The organism is Phnomibacter sp. (assembly GCF_036803085.1).
Classification (GTDB): Bacteria; Bacteroidota; Bacteroidia; order Chitinophagales; family Chitinophagaceae; genus Phnomibacter.
On record NZ_DAIRUZ010000004.1, the window covers coordinates 77,377 to 94,071 of the forward strand.

The 16,695-nt window shown below is 45.8% G+C and carries 18 protein-coding genes; 3 read left to right on the forward strand and 15 right to left on the reverse strand.

Annotation, left to right across the window (positions count from 1 at the left end; genetic code table 11):
* Position 1: 1 nt before the first annotated feature.
* The 11 genes from trxA to V7Q13_RS09735 all read right to left on the reverse strand — a co-directional run bounded on the left by trxA (position 2) and on the right by V7Q13_RS09735 (position 9,037).
* Complete coding sequence (gene trxA / locus V7Q13_RS09685) at positions 2–298, reverse strand: thioredoxin (protein WP_333800481.1); 297 nt, start codon at positions 296–298, stop codon at positions 2–4.
* Between the two features lie 11 nt (positions 299–309).
* The gene (locus tag V7Q13_RS09690) at positions 310–525 is read right to left on the reverse strand and encodes a DUF6132 family protein (protein ID WP_333800482.1); all 216 of its coding nucleotides are present in this window, start codon (positions 523–525) and stop codon (positions 310–312) included.
* Positions 506–754 carry a hypothetical protein gene (locus tag V7Q13_RS09695; protein ID WP_333800483.1) on the reverse strand — a complete coding sequence of 83 codons (249 nt, stop codon included), beginning with the start codon at positions 752–754 and terminating at the stop codon, positions 506–508. The genes V7Q13_RS09690 and V7Q13_RS09695 overlap by 20 nt, the downstream gene beginning before the upstream one ends.
* Positions 755–760: 6 nt before the next feature.
* Entirely contained in the window at positions 761–1,078 is a 318-nt protein-coding gene (locus V7Q13_RS09700; protein ID WP_333800484.1) for a rhodanese-like domain-containing protein, read from the reverse strand.
* A 93-nt stretch (positions 1,079–1,171) separates the two neighbouring features.
* On the reverse strand, positions 1,172–1,822 hold the full coding sequence (locus V7Q13_RS09705) for a peroxiredoxin (RefSeq protein WP_333800485.1): 651 nt from the start codon (positions 1,820–1,822) through the stop codon (positions 1,172–1,174).
* A gap of 28 nt (positions 1,823–1,850) precedes the next feature.
* A complete protein-coding gene (locus tag V7Q13_RS09710) occupies positions 1,851–3,266 on the reverse strand; it encodes an MBL fold metallo-hydrolase (RefSeq protein ID WP_333800486.1) in 1,416 nt (471 codons plus the stop codon).
* Positions 3,267–3,463: 197 nt separating this feature from the next.
* Positions 3,464–4,099, reverse strand: a complete 636-nt coding sequence (locus tag V7Q13_RS09715; protein ID WP_333800487.1) for a Crp/Fnr family transcriptional regulator — start codon at positions 4,097–4,099, stop codon at positions 3,464–3,466.
* A gap of 41 nt (positions 4,100–4,140) precedes the next feature.
* A complete protein-coding gene (locus tag V7Q13_RS09720) occupies positions 4,141–5,919 on the reverse strand; it encodes an ABC transporter ATP-binding protein (protein ID WP_333800488.1) in 1,779 nt (592 codons plus the stop codon).
* Positions 5,920–6,000: 81 nt separating this feature from the next.
* A complete protein-coding gene (locus V7Q13_RS09725; RefSeq protein WP_333800489.1) occupies positions 6,001–7,251 on the reverse strand; it encodes a DUF4350 domain-containing protein in 1,251 nt (416 codons plus the stop codon).
* Positions 7,242–8,024, reverse strand: a complete 783-nt coding sequence (locus tag V7Q13_RS09730; RefSeq protein ID WP_333800490.1) for a DUF4129 domain-containing protein — start codon at positions 8,022–8,024, stop codon at positions 7,242–7,244. The genes V7Q13_RS09725 and V7Q13_RS09730 overlap by 10 nt, the downstream gene beginning before the upstream one ends.
* Positions 8,012–9,037 (reverse strand): stage II sporulation protein M, encoded by a 1,026-nt coding sequence (locus tag V7Q13_RS09735; RefSeq protein WP_333800491.1) that lies wholly within the window; start codon positions 9,035–9,037, stop codon positions 8,012–8,014. Before V7Q13_RS09735 ends, V7Q13_RS09730 begins: the two co-directional genes overlap by 13 nt.
* A gap of 65 nt (positions 9,038–9,102) precedes the next feature.
* On the opposite strand from V7Q13_RS09735, the gene V7Q13_RS09740 reads away from it, so the two are divergent.
* On the forward strand, positions 9,103–9,894 hold the full coding sequence (locus tag V7Q13_RS09740; RefSeq protein WP_333800492.1) for an RDD family protein: 792 nt from the start codon (positions 9,103–9,105) through the stop codon (positions 9,892–9,894).
* On the opposite strand, the gene V7Q13_RS09745 is transcribed toward V7Q13_RS09740, so the two are convergent.
* The 3 genes from V7Q13_RS09745 to proS all read right to left on the reverse strand — a co-directional run bounded on the left by V7Q13_RS09745 (position 9,895) and on the right by proS (position 13,002).
* A complete protein-coding gene (locus V7Q13_RS09745; RefSeq protein WP_333800493.1) occupies positions 9,895–10,335 on the reverse strand; it encodes a DUF5362 family protein in 441 nt (146 codons plus the stop codon).
* Positions 10,336–10,438: 103 nt separating this feature from the next.
* Positions 10,439–11,455, reverse strand: coding sequence for an acyltransferase family protein (locus V7Q13_RS09750; RefSeq protein ID WP_333800494.1), 1,017 nt, complete (start codon positions 11,453–11,455; stop codon positions 10,439–10,441).
* Between the two features lie 68 nt (positions 11,456–11,523).
* Positions 11,524–13,002 (reverse strand): proline--tRNA ligase, encoded by a 1,479-nt coding sequence (gene proS, locus V7Q13_RS09755; RefSeq protein WP_333800495.1) that lies wholly within the window; start codon positions 13,000–13,002, stop codon positions 11,524–11,526.
* A gap of 290 nt (positions 13,003–13,292) precedes the next feature.
* Between proS and V7Q13_RS09760 the strand changes: the two genes are divergently transcribed.
* Entirely contained in the window at positions 13,293–14,105 is an 813-nt protein-coding gene (locus V7Q13_RS09760; protein WP_333800496.1) for a hypothetical protein, read from the forward strand.
* Between the two features lie 112 nt (positions 14,106–14,217).
* Entirely contained in the window at positions 14,218–15,789 is a 1,572-nt protein-coding gene (locus V7Q13_RS09765) for an OmpP1/FadL family transporter (protein WP_333800497.1), read from the forward strand.
* Here the strand turns inward: V7Q13_RS09765 and miaA are convergent.
* The gene (gene miaA / locus V7Q13_RS09770; RefSeq protein WP_333800498.1) at positions 15,782–16,693 is read right to left on the reverse strand and encodes a tRNA (adenosine(37)-N6)-dimethylallyltransferase MiaA; all 912 of its coding nucleotides are present in this window, start codon (positions 16,691–16,693) and stop codon (positions 15,782–15,784) included. The two genes, V7Q13_RS09765 and miaA, sit on opposite strands and share 8 nt — an antisense overlap.
* Positions 16,694–16,695 lie beyond the last annotated feature (2 nt).

Sequence of the window (16,695 nt, forward strand, 5' to 3'; positions counted from 1 at the left end):
GTTACAAGTATTTACGCAGTGTTTGCTTAAGGTTGCCTGCGGGCACTACACCACTTTGGCGCCATAATATCTGGCCCTGCTTAAATATGATAAGCGTTGGTACGCCCATCACCTGATAAGCTTGTGCAGCCTGCGGATTTTTGTCTACATCTATCTTTAGAATAGTGACACTGTCTTGCAGTTCTTCCTTTACTTGCTTCAGTATAGGGGCCATCATTTTGCAAGGGCCGCACCATTCGGCCATAAAATCTACCAGTACTGGCTTGTCACTATTAATGATTTCCTGAAAAGTTGCCATTTGATATTTATTTAGCTGACAGTAGAATTTTTCGGCTGATCTTTTTTAAACATGCCAAACAGTACAGCACCCATTACAGCAAAATATACCGTGCTATTGAGGGGTTTGCTGGTGATGGCACAAGTGCCACTGGCGCAACCAATAAAATGATAATACGCATAGCCGCCAATTGCGCCAACTATGGCACCTGCTATGTACAGCTTATTGTTATTTACCCACTTCTTCATACGTAATTTCCTCCATTGGTTTTGTGTTTTGTTGCGTTTGCTTTTGCGGTGGTACACCACATGCACCCGATGCGCAACCCATATCTAATATGGCTAATACTGCCAGTAGTACCCCAAAAAATACAAACCAATATTCACGAAACTGAATGGACTGCACAATGACCATGATGCCTAATGCTAATCTGATAAATCGAATAAAATTCCAGTTCGTTGTTGCTCGTTGCCACATATACTTTTACTTTTTTACGTAATGCTGAAATGAAGTCCAGGCGCCACCGTTGTAGGTTTCTACACCTTGCCTGCGCAGCATGTTTTTGGCCATTCCGCTGCGGCTGCCACTTCTGCACACTGTAATGATGGGCTTTTTCTTTTTGCTTAATTCAGCCACTTTGCCAGAGAGTATTTGTAATGGTATATTGATGGATTGTTTGATGTGCCCCATCCTGTATTCTTCGGGCGTTCTTACATCAATGACGATTGCGCCTGCTGCCACCAAAGCTGCAAAGTCAGGCCTTTCGCCGGCACCAAATATTTTCTTTAAAAACTTTATCATAGCAAGTAGACTAATTCAGGTTTGGTATTGTAACAAAAGGCTTCCGTAATTTTTTCGATTGGAAGCCTTTTGTTTTTTAAGTTTTCGTTGTGCTTACAACGACTTTTTGGCGAGGTAAAAATCAACCATTTCGTAGTCGCTGTTTACACGGGCTTCGTAGTCAGCCAAATTTTTAGGTGGTGGTACTATCACTTTTTCACCGGGCTCCCAGTTGAGCGGAAGCGCCACTTTGTTCTTATCCGAAGTTTGCAATGCCAGCAATGATCGTTTTATCTCGTGCATATTGCGGCCTACACTTAGCGGATAATACATAATGAGGCGGATGATTCCATTGGGGTCGATGAAGAAAACCGCCCTTACTGCAGCAGTTTCGCTTTCGTTTGGCTGTAGCATTCCGTATAATTTAGAAATGCTCATGTCTAAATCGGCAATGATGGGAAACTTAAAATAGACGCCTGTGTTTCTTTTTACATTATCAACCCATGCAATATGCGAGTGAATGCTATCAATACTCAGCCCTAACAGTTTTGTATTGTGCTCTGCAAAAAAGCCATCCATTTCTTGTGCAAAGCCACTCATTTCTGTAGTACACACCGGTGTAAAGTCGGCAGGGTGCGAAAAGAAAATGATCCAGCTGTCTTTGTTATATTCCGATAACTTCAACGGTCCTGTTGTAGTTGTCGTCATAAAATCGGGAGCCTTGTCGCCTATGCGGGGCATGCTGTATACTTGTTGATTATCCATGGTTTAATATTTACCTTGTTGATGGAAATTACAGCAGTGTGCTTGGGCACACGTAAGCTGAAAATTCGAATTTGCCGGTGGCTTTAATTGCTTCCAATCCACTTTCTACGTTGATGAGATTGTCGTAACCCCGTGCACGGAGGATAGAAGCAAAAATCATAGAGCGGTAGCCGCCAGCACAATGGAGATAGTAGGTTTTATTCTTGTCTACCATCAGCATACTGTCGTTGATGTAGTCGAGTGGGGCATTTTCAGCACCAATAATATGTTCACTCTGGTATTCGCTGGCTTTGCGTACATCCAAAATGTTTACAGGGCCTTCGGCTACAATTGCCGCAAGTTCTTCTGCAGTAATGTCTTTGATTTGATCACATTCTTTACCTGCTGCTTTCCATGCTTCAAATCCGCCTTCGAGGTAGCCAATGGTAAAGTCGTATCCCACACGTGCCAGTCTGGTGATGACTTCTTCTTCACGGCCTTTGTCGGTAATCAGCAATATTTCTTGTTTGATGTCAGGAATCATGGCACCAACCCAAGGGGCAAAGTTGCCATCAATACCTATGTTGATAGAATTGGGCACAAAGCCTTTTGCAAATACTTGCTGATCTCTTGTGTCGAGCAGCAAAGCACCTGTTTCGTTGGCTGCTGCTTCAAATGCTGCAGGGCTAAGGGCGTGTTGTCCACGCTCCAGCACAGCATCAATACTGTCATACCCTTGAATGTTCATCATTACATTCAGCGGGAAGTAAGCAGGTGGCGGCATTAGGCCATCAGTTACTGCTTTTATAAATTCTTCACGGGTCATGGGCTGCAATGCGTAGTTCGTTGCTTTTTGATGACCGAGTGTGTCCGTAGTTTCTTTGCTCATGTTTTTGCCGCAGGCACTACCCGCACCATGTGCAGGATATACAATGATATCATCAGCCAAAGGCAGAATTTTATTGCGCAAAGAATCGTACAGATGCGAAGCCAGTTTGTCTTGCGTCAGATCGGCTACTACTTTTTGTGCCAGATCGGGGCGGCCAACATCGCCAATAAACAATGTGTCGCCGGTGAAAATGCCTACGTCTTTTCCGTGTTCATCGGTCAGCAAGAAGCAGCTGCTTTCCATAGTATGGCCGGGTGTATGCAATACGGTAAACGTGAGTTTGCCTACTTGAAACTGCTGACCATCGGTAGCCGTGATTGCATCAAAGCCGGGCTTGGCTGTGGGGCCGTAAATAATGGAGGCACCGGTTTTTTGACTCAGGTCTATGTGGCCGCTTACAAAGTCGGCATGAAAATGGGTTTCGAAAACGAACTTGATTTTGGCACCATCTTTTTCGGCACGGTCTATATAAGGCTGTACTTCACGTAGCGGGTCTATTACCACAGCTTCGCCTTCGCTTTCAATATAGTAGGCTCCTTGTGCCAGGCAGCCGGTGTAAATCTGTTCAATTTTCATGATGACATTTTTTTGAGGTTGATTTGTCAAAATTGAAGGTTCGGCAAGGCTGATACAGTGACTTATATCACTGGTAAAAATCTGTTAGCAAAGCATTTGGTTTTTATTGAACTAAAATGGGGTTTGCACATAAAAAAACACCGCATGGGCGGTGTGTTGAATAATAATAAGCTATCGGTGTTTAGCTTAAGAACAACTTATAAATCCAATATTTCTATGTTGTACCTGTTCAGTTTTACTTTGCCTCGTTCGGCCATTTTTTTCAATAGCCGCGAAATCACTTCTCTACTAGAGTTGAGCTCTTGTGCAATTTCCTGATGGGTAATGGGAATGATTTTACTGCCCAGCGTTTTATAATGTCGTTTCAGGTAAAACTCCAGTCGCTCATCCATATTGCGAAAGGCAACGCTATCGAGTGTTTGCAGCAATTCTTCAAACCTGTCGCGGTAGGTTTTTACCACAAAATGATACCAGCTTTTGTACTGGTTCATCCAGGCATCCATTTTTTCCAGCGGCACCATGATGATTTCGCTGTCTTGCACCGTTTTGGCAGCAATATTGCTGGTCTCCTGGCCTACCATGCAAGTCATGCTGAGGGCACAGCCATCTCCTGGCTTCAGGTAATACATAAAAAATTCGTTGCCTTCGCCATCTTCGCGGTACACTTTCACCAGCCCATCAAGCACCAGCATGGTGCTGCGGATAAACTGGCCGGGGCGTATCAGCTCTGTACCTGCCGGAATCTGCCTGAATTTGGCATCCAACTCCATTTGCTCCGTCAGTGCTGTTTCAAACCCCGGAAATTTCTTTTGAATACTTTCTGCAAAAACCATGATGTTACAATTGAGTGTGGGCCAAAAATGGCCGGTTGAATTTATGAGGAGGCTAATGTACTTTGTTTTTTGCGTTCGCCTATTTGCTGTCGCCACATGGCGTAGTACAAGCCTTTTTCATTCAACAGTTCTTCGTGTGAGCCGGTTTCTACAATTTCACCTTGCTCCAGCACAAAAATTCTGTCGGCATGCATAATGGTGCTCAGGCGGTGTGCAATCAAAATGGTGATTTGATTACCCGTGCTGCTGATGTCTTTAATGGTATTGGTAATTTCTTCTTCGGTAATAGAATCGAGGGCAGAAGTGGCTTCATCAAAAATGAGTAGTTGTGGTTTGCGCAGCAATGCACGGGCTATGCTAAGGCGTTGTTTTTCGCCACCACTTATTTTAATGCCGCCTTCACCAATAATGCTGTGAATGCCATTGTCGGCCTTGGCCAGAATGCTGTGGCTGGCGCTTTGCTGCAAGGCTTTCAGCATATCCTCATCGCTGGCGCTGGGCGATACAAACTGGAGGTTTTCTTTTATACTGCCGGCAAACAATTGGGTGTCTTGCGTTACAAAACCTATCTGGGTGCGCAGTTCATCAAAGTCAATCTGGTCGCCTTCTACATTGTTGTATAAAATATGGCCTTGCTCGGGTCGGTACAAACCCACCAGCAGTTTTACCAATGTAGATTTACCTGAGCCGCTCGGGCCTACAAAGGCAATGGTTTCGCCCTTGCCTGCCGTAAAACTAATGCCCTGCAATGCATGCTGTGCAGCAGTATTGTGTTTGAAAAAAACGTTGCGGTATTCCAGCTTTTCAATAGCGCCCAAATGCTGTGGTGCAGCGGGTTGGGGTTCTGGTTGTTTCTGCATCAGGTTATGAAAATTTTGCAAGCTGGCTTCTGCTTCGCGGTAGGCAATAATAATGTTGCCGATTTCTTGCAACGGACCAAATATGAAGAAGCTGTAAAACGTAAGGGTAAGTACTTCGCCGGGTTGCAGTTTGTTGTTGAACACCAAAAACAACAGGGTAAACATGATGACCTGCCGCAGAAAATTCACAAACGTACCTTGTATAAAACTCAGCATCCGAATGCTTTTTACTTTGCGCAGCTCCAGCCCCAATATTTTGTAAGTGTTTTTATTGAGGCGTTGTATTTCCTGATCGGTAAGGCCAAGGCTTTTTACCAGTTCAATATTGCGCAGGCTTTCGGTGGTACTGCCTGCCAATGAGGTGGTTTCTTTTACAATGTTTTTTTGAATGCTTTTGATGCGTTTGCTGAGGGCACTGGTAAGCCAGCTCAGCAGCAGCACACCTACCAGGTACACGGGTACAATGCTCCAGTGTTTGTTAAACGCAAATACTGAAACAAAAACAATACCCACCAATATGCCAAACACCACATTGATGGCCAGGCTGATAAACTTTTCCGTATCGGTTCGCACCTTGGTGAGGATGCTGAGGGTTTCGCCACTGCGTTGGTCTTCAAACTCCTGAAAGGGCAGGCGCATGCTGTGTCGCAGGCCTTCGGTAAAAATGCTGGCGCCAAACTTTTGAATCACCACGCTGCTGAAATAATCCTGAAAGGCTTTGGCAATGCGGCTTACCATGGCCACACCAATGAGTATGCCGAGGTAGCCCATTACGCCTTTAAAAAACTCCGCCGACTTGCCGGCATTTCTAAAGCTTTCGGCTTTGATGATGTATTCATCAAACAGCTTACCAAAAAACAAGGGGTCGAGCAGCGAAAAAGTTTGATTGACTGCCGCCAGCAGCAGCGATATAAATACCATGCCTCTGTAGGGGCGCAGGTAGTGCCAGAGTATTTTCATGAAAAGGAGCTTCTAAATATTGTGCAGTATTGCTGGTACAATGTATCAATTATAGTGCAAGGGATGAACTGCGCCGAAATGTCATTGTTGTTGGCGATGTGTTTTCTTGCGGTTCATTACATCTGCTATCAGCTGGTGCAGTTGCAGCAGGTCGGTGGCGGTAAAGTCGTTGCTCTGTTGAGCCTTGCGTATCAGGCGGGTAGTTTCGGTAGCCTCGGCTATGGGCATGCCTGTTTTTTGATGCAGAATATAGGCCCATTCATTTTGCATAGCCAGTGGAGGCATGTAGTAATTGCTGCGCAAATAATCGGTAAAATGAGTTGCCATTTTCCGGCCCACATTGGCATGGTCTTGCCGGTTGAAGTACAGCTGTGCAATGGTTTGTATAAACGATACCGTGGTATTGGTATTGGGGCTCACAACAGGAATCATTTTTTGCTTGCGGCGCAAATTGCTGAGTACCCAAATGGCGGCCAACACCAGCAATATCCAAAACGACCAACGTAGCGGCGGTATAGCCATCAGTGCCTGAAACACAGAATAATCCTCGGGTTGACGGTTTATGTTGCGCTGAAAAAACAAGTCGCGATGGATAAGATTAGGGTAGGCGGGCAGGTAAGAAAGCAGGGCTTTGAAATAGCCGAAATTTTGCTGTGATAGCAAAAAGTAATTGCTGAGGGCACGGGCATTGGTGGCCAAAATAAGCTGCCCTTCGCCCACAGTGTAGCGGGCTATGTGGGGTTGGCCGCCATTGTTTCGGCCCAGCCATTGCAAGCTATCGGTAGCGGTGCTATCTACAGTAAGCCTTGCCATGAGTGGATAATAATAATATTGGTATGACAGCATGGCATGAGCACTGCTGTCGGCAATGCTCACTTTGGTGTCGAGCATTTGCAAACGCAAAAACCGGGAGAGGTTTTCGGCTTCGTCTATCAGTTTGCAATGGAATTGCTTCTCAAAAGCCTCGCTTAATTCGTCTGTCACCACCAGCAGGGTGTTTCCACGGGCTACAAACCGCTGCATGTCGGCAGCTTCCTTATCAAAGGCCCTCACCGTGGGGGCAATAATCACATATACATGATTGCTTGTTTCCGACTGGTCTAAAAAATCATCGTACCACTGATTGAATGGTTTTGATACTGCTTCTATGCGGCTGGTACCAAAAATGGTATCCATCATAAAGCTGGCCACGTGGCCGCCAAAAGGTTTTTTATCTGCCGCACCCAGTGTGTAGCGTTCATCTACAAACCGGCCACTGGGCTTGTTGCTGCAACTGTACAGCAGCAGTATTAAACCCGCCAGCAAAACTGAAAAGCGCTTCGTTACAGCCATCTTGCCTCCAGTTGTTTGTGTGTTTGCAAAATGCGGTTGAACTGTTGTTCGCTGGGGGTAAACTCTCCGTACCACACATATTCAAATTGCAGCATCATGGTGGCCAGCAATTCTTTGAGTTCGGGCTGTTGTATTTCGGCCAGGTATTGCTGGTTGGTTTTGCGGGCTATGCGTTGTATCAGGCCTTGCTCATCCAGCCGGGCCAGTGCATCAATAAATAAATAACGTACAGCCGAGCGGTAGTCTTTTTGCTGAATGGCCTGTGCTGCTAAAGCAGCTGCACCTTGCACCATCAGTGGGTCTTCGGGTACATTTTTTTGGTCGGCAGCTTTCTTTTTATCAAATGGCTTAAATATGCCTGCGTGGTCTGTCCATAATTTATAGAGCAAAAACAACAGGCCTACAATGCTGAGCACCCACAGCAAAGGACGTATCCATTCCAGCGACAATTCTCTGCCATCGTCTGCTACTTTTTTGTCTTCGGGTTCCAGTTTTTGGTGGCGCAGCAAACTGTCAATATATGCCATGTATTCATAGTCGGGCTGCTGCCGCAATTGTCGCAGGTCTTCTTTGCCAAACACCAAGTCGGCAGGTGCAGAGAGGCTGGGCTCGTCTTCCGAAGTTTCGTAGGTGTTGGTAAAAACAGTATCCTCAGCTACATACTCTTCAACCATGCCCGTATCTACCTCTGTGGGCGGGGCTACCTGAGCAGTGCTGTTGTAAAACAGCAGCATCAATACACATGCGATACAAACGCTGATTATTCGGGCCATTGCAGCGTTTGAGTTTTGGGTGTAGATGCAGCTGCAGCTTTTTGGTGCTTTTTGCCCACCTGAATAGGGTGCCACACAAAGTACCATGCAACAAGTGCTACAGATGCCGCTAATATGCCAATGCCTGCCCACAGCGGCATGCCGCCAGCTTTTTGATTGCTAAAGGTGTTGCTCATGAGGTAAGTAACATAGCTTTCGAGCAGCGCTGCTACCAGTAAAAACGGAATTAATGCCAGTGCAATTTTTAATGCATCTTTTACCCCTTTTTTAAAAGATTGAAAGCGGCTGTAGGTGCCCGGAAAAAGGATACTGCTGCCAACAATAAGGCCTGCAGCACCAGAAATAATAATGCTCGAAATTTCGATGGTGCCATGAATCCAAATCACCATGATGCTTTTCCAGCCGAGGCCTTGAGCAAAAAAGAGGTATTCAAATGAGCCCACCAGCAAACCATTTTTAAAAAGAATGTACAAGCTGCCAATGCCAAAGAAAATACCAAACACAACGGTACGCAGTGCCACCTGAATGTTATTGAACGCAATGCGTATGAACATCGTGAATTTGTCTTCATCGCGGTACACACCAAAGGGGTCGCCTTTGGCAATGTTTTCCTGCGTCATTTGTACGTAGTCTTCACCCAAAATGGCTTTTACAAAAAAGTCGTCTTGCGAAGAAGAAACGATAGCCATGAGTACACACAGCATAAAAAAAATAAACGTAAATAAAAACACACCATGGTGCCTGCGAATGAGCAGCGGAAGTTCGGTGGTCCAAAACGTTATGAGCCGGGTAAATTTCTCTTTCTTGTTCTGGTAAATGTTTTGGTAAATACCTACGGCAATGCTGTTAATCCACCGGGTTACTTTGCTCTGTGGGTAAAAGGTTCGGCTGTAAGCCAAATCGTCCAGCAGGGTAATAAACCGTTCGGCTTGTTCATCCGGATCGGTGGTTTGCTCCTGCTGATAGCGAATCCATTTATCTCTGTTGCGCTTTATAAAAAGTGCTTCCCTCATGTAATTTTTTAAACGATGTCAAATTAATGCAATCGTCGCATTCAGAATGCGGTTAATTTGCTTTCATGTCTCAGGTATCTGTTTCTACGCCTTTTAATATTTACCTCGAATTTGAGATTGCACCTTTTACAAGGCGCATGTTGGCGTGGCTTATAGATACCACACTACTCATGCTGTATGCCCGTGGCATGAAGTTTTTTTTAGACCAGGTGATGTATGGTTCTAAAGAAGTAAGCATTGGCGTGGATATAGTGCTGGTTTCGTTGCCCATGCTGCTCTACCATTTTATCATGGAAACCGTAAGCCAGGGCCAAAGCCTTGGAAAAAAGCTGATGGGCATCCGCGTCATCAGTATTGAAGGCGGTGAGCCAAGGCTGGGCCAGTACCTCATGCGTTGGTTGTTTCGGTTGTGGGAGTGGCCTATGTTTTTCGGCTATCTCGCCATGGGTTCGTATTGGTTTTTGGTGCAGGTGGTACTTACCGGTGTGTGTGGTTTGGTAGTGGTGGTGATAGTAGCGGTGAGTTCGAAAAGCCAACGCCTCGGCGATTTGGCTGCAGGTACCACGGTGGTAGATTTACGCTACAAATATTCTTTGGCTGATACCCTGTTTATGGAAATTACAACCAACAACTATGTGGTAAAATATCCGGAAGTGATGCGCCTCAGTGATAGGGATATCAATGCCATCAGATCGGTGATTGCCTACACGCAAAAAAATAACAAGTACGAAACAGCCCACCGGGTGGCCGGTAAAGTAAAGGAAGTCCTGAACATCCAAACTGACTTGGAGGTACTGGACTTCCTTGAAAAATTGCTGAGTGATTATAATTATCTGGCTACCAAAGACAAGGCCTGATTATGCCAGTGAGGCAAACATCAGCCCGCCAATAAACGCCAGTACATACAGCCCCAACACTACAATGGTAATAATGCCGAAGTAACGGTATACAGCTTTCAGATTGGCAAACGCTTCTGTTACCAAATCTTGCTGTTGATTGTACAAGCCAGCGGGCATATGCTTTGCAAATTGTACCATTTTATAAGATGGGTAAAAGTACAATGCAGCAATAATGATGTAGAAAATGCCAAGGAAACTGCCCGATACGCCCAAGTCATCGAAAGCACTAGACAAACCAGCCCCGACAAACACTATAAAAAAGCCTACCAGCAAGAGCAAAGCTGCGAGAATGTAACCAAGAATGCCAAAGAACTTGCTCCATTTGGCAATTTCAATGAGATAGCTTTTCGATGTTTCATCTATCTGAACATCAAACAGTGGAGATTGATTTTCTGTCATGTGCGGTGTAGATTTTTGTACAATATAAATGAATGCCCGTTACAAATTTCAAACCGGATAAAAATGTATGGCGAATGCTGGCAAAAGCTTTGTGAGTGCCTACTTATTGCAAAAAACGATGGCTGAGTACCTTGCCCATTTGCATGGCTTTGTCTTCAACCTGTGTTTTAAACAACCAAGAGCTAACTGCCAAAACGATTGCCACAAATACAACACCTGCTATGGTTTGCCCATCATTAAAAAAAACATGAACCGCCACCTGTATAATGGGCCAGTGAAGCATATACACTGTGAATGAATAGTCGTGTTTTTTCAGCAAGCCATCTGCCCGTTGTAATACATGGCAAAACGCCAGTAAAATAAATGGGAATGCAACAGGTGTTTCTGCAATATCATAGCCCCACAAGCAGTTTTTTAGAAACCAGAGCCAGCCTATAGCAATAATCCATTTTCGGCACTGCTGATGCCAGCCGTAATGGTACAACAACATGCCGCTGATGAAAAAATACAACTGCCCCGGCAACTGATAACTCATCACGGGATGCGATTGATGCAGCAGCAAACGATAAGCGACAGAAAGTGCCCACAGCAGCCACAACCAAACTATTCGTTTGGGCTTTGCCAACAAAAACAGCAATGGAAATGCGGCGTAAAAGCACATCTCAATTTTCAATGTCCATAGAGAGCCATTTACCACTGCAGAACCGTTATTTTCAAAAACACCAGGTAGCGATTGTTGCAAAAAATTGAGCAGTGACGCATTGGCCAACACATACTTTCCGGTGGTACCATTCAGGTATTGCGACAGCGGCAGTACACTTACGGCAAACAGCAATACCACCTGCAATGCCACGAGCACCCATACGGGCAGCATTATGCGAAAGAATCGCTGGATGTAAAAGGCTTTCCAACCATGGATATGTGCTTGCAGCTTGCCATAGCTGTGCATCATGGCAAATCCAGAAAGCACAAAAAAACAAGACACAGCAAAGTCGGCATCAAACAAAAACTTGTTGCGGTACAAACCTGTAAGCGATCCCAAGTGGCTGGCCACCACTATCAGCGATAGCAGCAGCCTGGCAGGGGTGCCCCCCAATAAATACGCAGCTTTGTTATCCATGCTTTGCAATAATAACAAACCGGCAACCAATGGCCGCCGGTTTGAAATATGAAGTTTAAACCTATCGATTAGTAGGCACGTGCAAACAGTACCCGCTTGCTGCTGGGCTTGCCGGTGAGTATGCAAGTGCCGGCTTCTTCTTTTGCATCTAAAGGAATACAACGAATAGTGGCCTTGGCGAGGTCTTTAATTTTTTCTTCTGTGTCGGCAGTGCCATCCCAATGCGCTGATACAAAGCCGCCCTTGCCATCCAAAATGCTCACAAACTCATCCCAGTTATTGGCTTCGGTGGTATGCGCTGCCCTGAAATTTTTGGCTTTTTCAAACAGGTGCAGCTGAATTTCATCCAGCAATGTTTTGATGTAAAATGCAATGCCATCGAGGTTCACGGTCATTTTTTCTTTGGTATCGCGGCGGGCAATTTCGGCTACGCCGTTGGCCAAATCACGGGCACCAATGGCCATGCGAACGGGTACACCCTGCAGTTCGTATTCTGCAAACTTCCAACCCGGGCGGGTATGTTCGCTGTCGTCATACTTTACCGAAATGCCGAGGTCTTTCAGTTGGCTGATGATTGGCTTGAGGGTATCGGTAATGGCGGCCAGTTGTTCGTCACCTTTATAAATAGGTACAATAACCACTTGCAGCGGTGCAATTTTTGGAGGAAGTACCAAACCCTGATTATCGCTGTGGGCCATTACAAGGGCACCAATCAAACGGGTACTTACGCCCCAGCTGGTAGCCCATACATATTCCAGCTTGTTGTTGCTGTCACTAAATTTCACATCAAAAGCTTTGGCAAAATTTTGCCCCAGAAAGTGCGAAGTGCCGGCTTGCAAAGCTTTGCCATCCTGCATCAATGCTTCAATACACAAGGTATCAACGGCACCGGCGAAGCGTTCACTTTCCGATTTCACGCCTTTCACTACGGGCAATGCCATGTAGTTTTCTACAAAATCCGCATACACTTCCAGCATTTTTGCGGCTTCTTCACGGGCCTCTTGTTCAGTGGCATGCGCAGTATGCCCTTCTTGCCACAGGAACTCGGCGGTACGCAAAAACAGTCGGGTACGCATTTCCCATCGCACCACGTTGGCCCATTGGTTTACCAAAATGGGCAGGTCGCGGTAGCTCTGTATCCAACCTTTGTAGGTATTCCAAATAATGGCTTCGCTGGTAGGACGTACGACCAGCTCTTCTTCCAGCCTGGCTTCGGGGTCTACCATCAGCTTGCCGGGGTTGGCCGGGTCGTTTTTGAGGCGATAATGCGTAACCACCGCACATTCTTTGGCAAAACCCTCTGCGTTTTTTTCTTCTGCTTCAAACAGGCTTTTGGGTACAAACAGCGGAAAGTAAGCGTTTACGTGACCGGTATCTTTAAACATTTTGTCGAGTACATCCCGCATGTTTTCCCACAAGCGGTAGCCATAGGGTTTGATAACCATACAGCCACGAACGGCGCTGTAATCGGCCAAACCCGACCGCAATACGAGGTCGTTGTACCATTGCGAATAGTCTTGCTCCATGGGAGTGATCACCTTGCTCATAATATTGTTTGCTGGTAAAAAATGAATGATTTAATGTGCCTGGCTATTACAGCTTACAGGGCGGCGAAATTAAGCATTTGGAATTAGGTAAGCCTTAACACTAAAAGCCTGATTTATTGTGTCTTTCAAGAAAACATTAGCATTTGGGAGCCATGGAAACAAATAACTTAGCTACGGAAACCATTTGTAGATGCTGAATGCGATTAACCCGTTTTTTTGCACGAAGTAATTAGAACCAAGTTTTTGTACCATTCAGCGTCTGATATTTGACACCATTAAAGCCTGTATCAATGAGACACATCATTTATCCCCTGCTCGCCGCCACTGTTTTGCTGGCCAGTTGTTCGGCTGCTTTTAAAACCGCCGAAACTCCCGATGACGTTTATTATTCCTACGGGCCAACGCAGGCTGCCCGCCAGGAAAGGGTAGAAGATGATGAATATGTAAGCTATTGGCAAAATGCCGACGACCGTTACCTGCGCATGAAAGTGCAGGACCGCAGCCGTTGGAGCAGCATAGACGATGTAAATTATTGGTACGGATATAATAATCCCAACACTATGTTCAACCCGTCATGGAGTTTCAATTCCTGGAACAGTTGGAATAACTCGTCATGGATGTTGAACTACGGTACTGGCTGGAATACATGGAATAATCCTTTTGTTTTCAACAGCATGTACAACAGTTGGAATAACCCATGGTGCTGGAACCGCCCAGTGGTAATCATCAATAAAAATCCGATTGGTGTGGTTGCACAAACTCCTCGTCCTGGCTTTAACAGAGGTGGATATAACAATAGTGTATTTACCCGCGGTGGCAATGAAGGATTTAACCGTACCGGTGGCAAGCCATCTTCACAACAGCAAGCTGGTTATGGTACCCGTGAACTTTTCCGTACCATTTTTAGTACGCCATCCAGTGGTGGTAGCAACAGCAACTCCGGTAGCAGCTGGTCTCGCCCCACCCGTACTTTCGAACCTTCTTCCAGCAGCAGCAGCTCCGGTAGCAGCCGTACTTCGGGTGGTGGTTCATCATCATCATCTTCTTCTTCATCATCATCGTCATCGTCCGGTGGTAGCCGTGGTGGCCGTGGTGGAAACTAATGAAAGTTCAACCTCTTTCAACAGCACTTTACAAACCTTATCTAGAATTATTCTATTGAATAGCCGCCGACTTTTTCCATGTCAATTTGCGGCCTGCTAATCTTGTATCTGTATGAGAAGAAAATTACTGTTGGCCTCCGCTGCAATCATGGCTTTGCAATTGGTGGCAAATGCTCAGGTTCCGGAAGATGTGCTACGCTATGCCTACCCGCTAATGGGAGGCACAGCCCGCAACCAGGCCATTGGTGGCGCCATGGGTTCGCTGGGTGGCGATATTACCGCGGCACACATTAATCCCGCTGGCATTGGTATGTACAAAAACAAAGAATTCGTACTGTCTCCCAACTTTAGTTTTCTCAATAACAAATTCAATTTTCGCGGCGACCAAACCAAGTCGAATGATAATGGTGTAGGCTATGGTACATCAGGTTTTGTATGGGGCCAAAACAACAACCAGTACAGGCGCTCCAGCAGTTCGGCCATTTCATTCTCCATCAATCAAACGGCCAATTACAACAACCGGATGCAGTACAAAGGCTTCAACAATTTTAGCAGTTGGAGTGAGCAGTACGTAGAAGAATTGGCTAATAACAGGGCCAATATTAATCAGGCAGAAAACAATTACATATTCGGATCTTCTTTGGCTTTTTGGACATATCTGGTGGATACAGTGTCCGACGCAAATAATAATGTGGTAGGCTACCAAAGTGTAGTGCCATTACCCGGGCCAAACGGCGGGCCAGAGGGCGTAATACAAAACAACCTGATTGAAACCCGTGGCGGTGCTCACGAAATTGCTTTGGCCTTTGCCAACAACTTTAAGGACAAACTACATTTTGGTGTGTCGTTTAATGTGCCGTTTTTCACCTATCAAAAAGATCAAACCTACCGCGAAGAAGATGCCAGCGGCAATACCAACAACGATTTCTCCTACTTCGAATACAAAGAAAATTACCGCACAACTGGCTTGGGATTTAATGCCAAGCTTGGCATGATCTTTCGGCCGGTAGAAAAATGGCGGCTCGGTTTGGCCTTGCATACTCCCACCTTTAGCAGCATGACTGACCGCATAAGTTCTTCGCTTACTGCCAATACAGAAAACTACACAGTGTACCCTCAGCCGGTTACTAAAACCAGCGATGAACTAAAAGGCAATAGCAATGCAGGCAACTACCGCTACAACATGACTTCTCCTTACCGTTTGCTGGGTTCTGTTTCTTTTGTCATAAATGAAGTGAAAGAAGTAAAACAACAAAAAGGTTTTGTAACGGCCGATGTGGAATATGTAAACTACCGGGGTACACGCTACCATGCTGATGACGCTACAAACGTTGATGATGTTCGCTACTACGACGAACTCAATAATACCATCAAAAATCGGTACAAAGGCGCCATGAACCTTCGCCTTGGTGGTGAGCTTAAATTCAAGACCGTTATGACACGTCTTGGTTTTGCTTACATGGGCAGCCCTTACGCTACCAAAGAATTAAAGGGCAGTCGCATGTTGCTAAGTGGAGGTTTGGGCTACCGCAACAAGGGCATGTTTGTTGACCTTACGTATGTGCATGCACTCATCAATTACAGCCACGTACCATACTGGCTGGCCGATAAAGCCAACGTAGTAGCCGATGGCAGAAACAGCCGCGGCAACATAGTATTAACGTTTGGATTTAAGTTTATGTAAGCCTCGATTGTATCAACGAAATCATATCAGGCAGTTGCTGTGGATGAAACCATTGCACTGCCTGATTTTTTTTGAACCAGGTCATTTGCCGCTTGGCGTATTGGCGGGTATGTGTGGCTATCAATTCTGCTGCTTCAGTTATACTACATCGGCCATGTATGGCATCAAACAATTCCTGATAACCCACAGTTTGTAAGGCTTGCAACTGTTCGTAGGGGAGCAGCTGCTTTACTTCTGCTAACAAACCTTCCTGCATCATTTGTTCTACCCGTAGCTGTATGCGTTGGTTGAGCAGCGGTCGTTCCATTTCCAAACCAATGATGAGGGTATCAAACGGGCGTGCATTGCTGCTGCGTTGCTGAAACTGTTTGATGGATTTTCCACTGGCTCGAATCACTTCCAAAGCCCGCAGCATGCGGTGTGGGTTTTGCATTTCGCCACTGGCGGCAAACAAAGGATCTTCTTGCTGTAAGGTTTGCTGTAACCATTCCATGCCGTTTGCCTCATAGTCTTCTCTTATTTGCTCCCGAATGTTTGCCGGAATATCAGGCATAGCATCCAGCCCATCAGTGAGTGCTTTCAGGTACAAACCCGTACCACCCACAGCTATCACTACTTTGTATTGCTGAAAAAGAGTACTGAGTTTTTTTAGTGCCCATTGCTCATACTGTGCGGCATCCACCGGATCGTGTATGCTGTGGCTGGCAATGAAATGATGCGGCACTGCTGCCAACTCTTCATCGGAAGGCCGGGCGACACCAATGTTCATTTCCCGATAGCATTGACGGCTATCAAAGGAGATGATTTCTGTATGAAAATGCTGGGCTAATGCAATGGCCACTGCTGTTTTGCCAACGGCTGTGGGGCCGGCTACGGCTACCAGTAAGTGCTGCTGACCGGCCATGC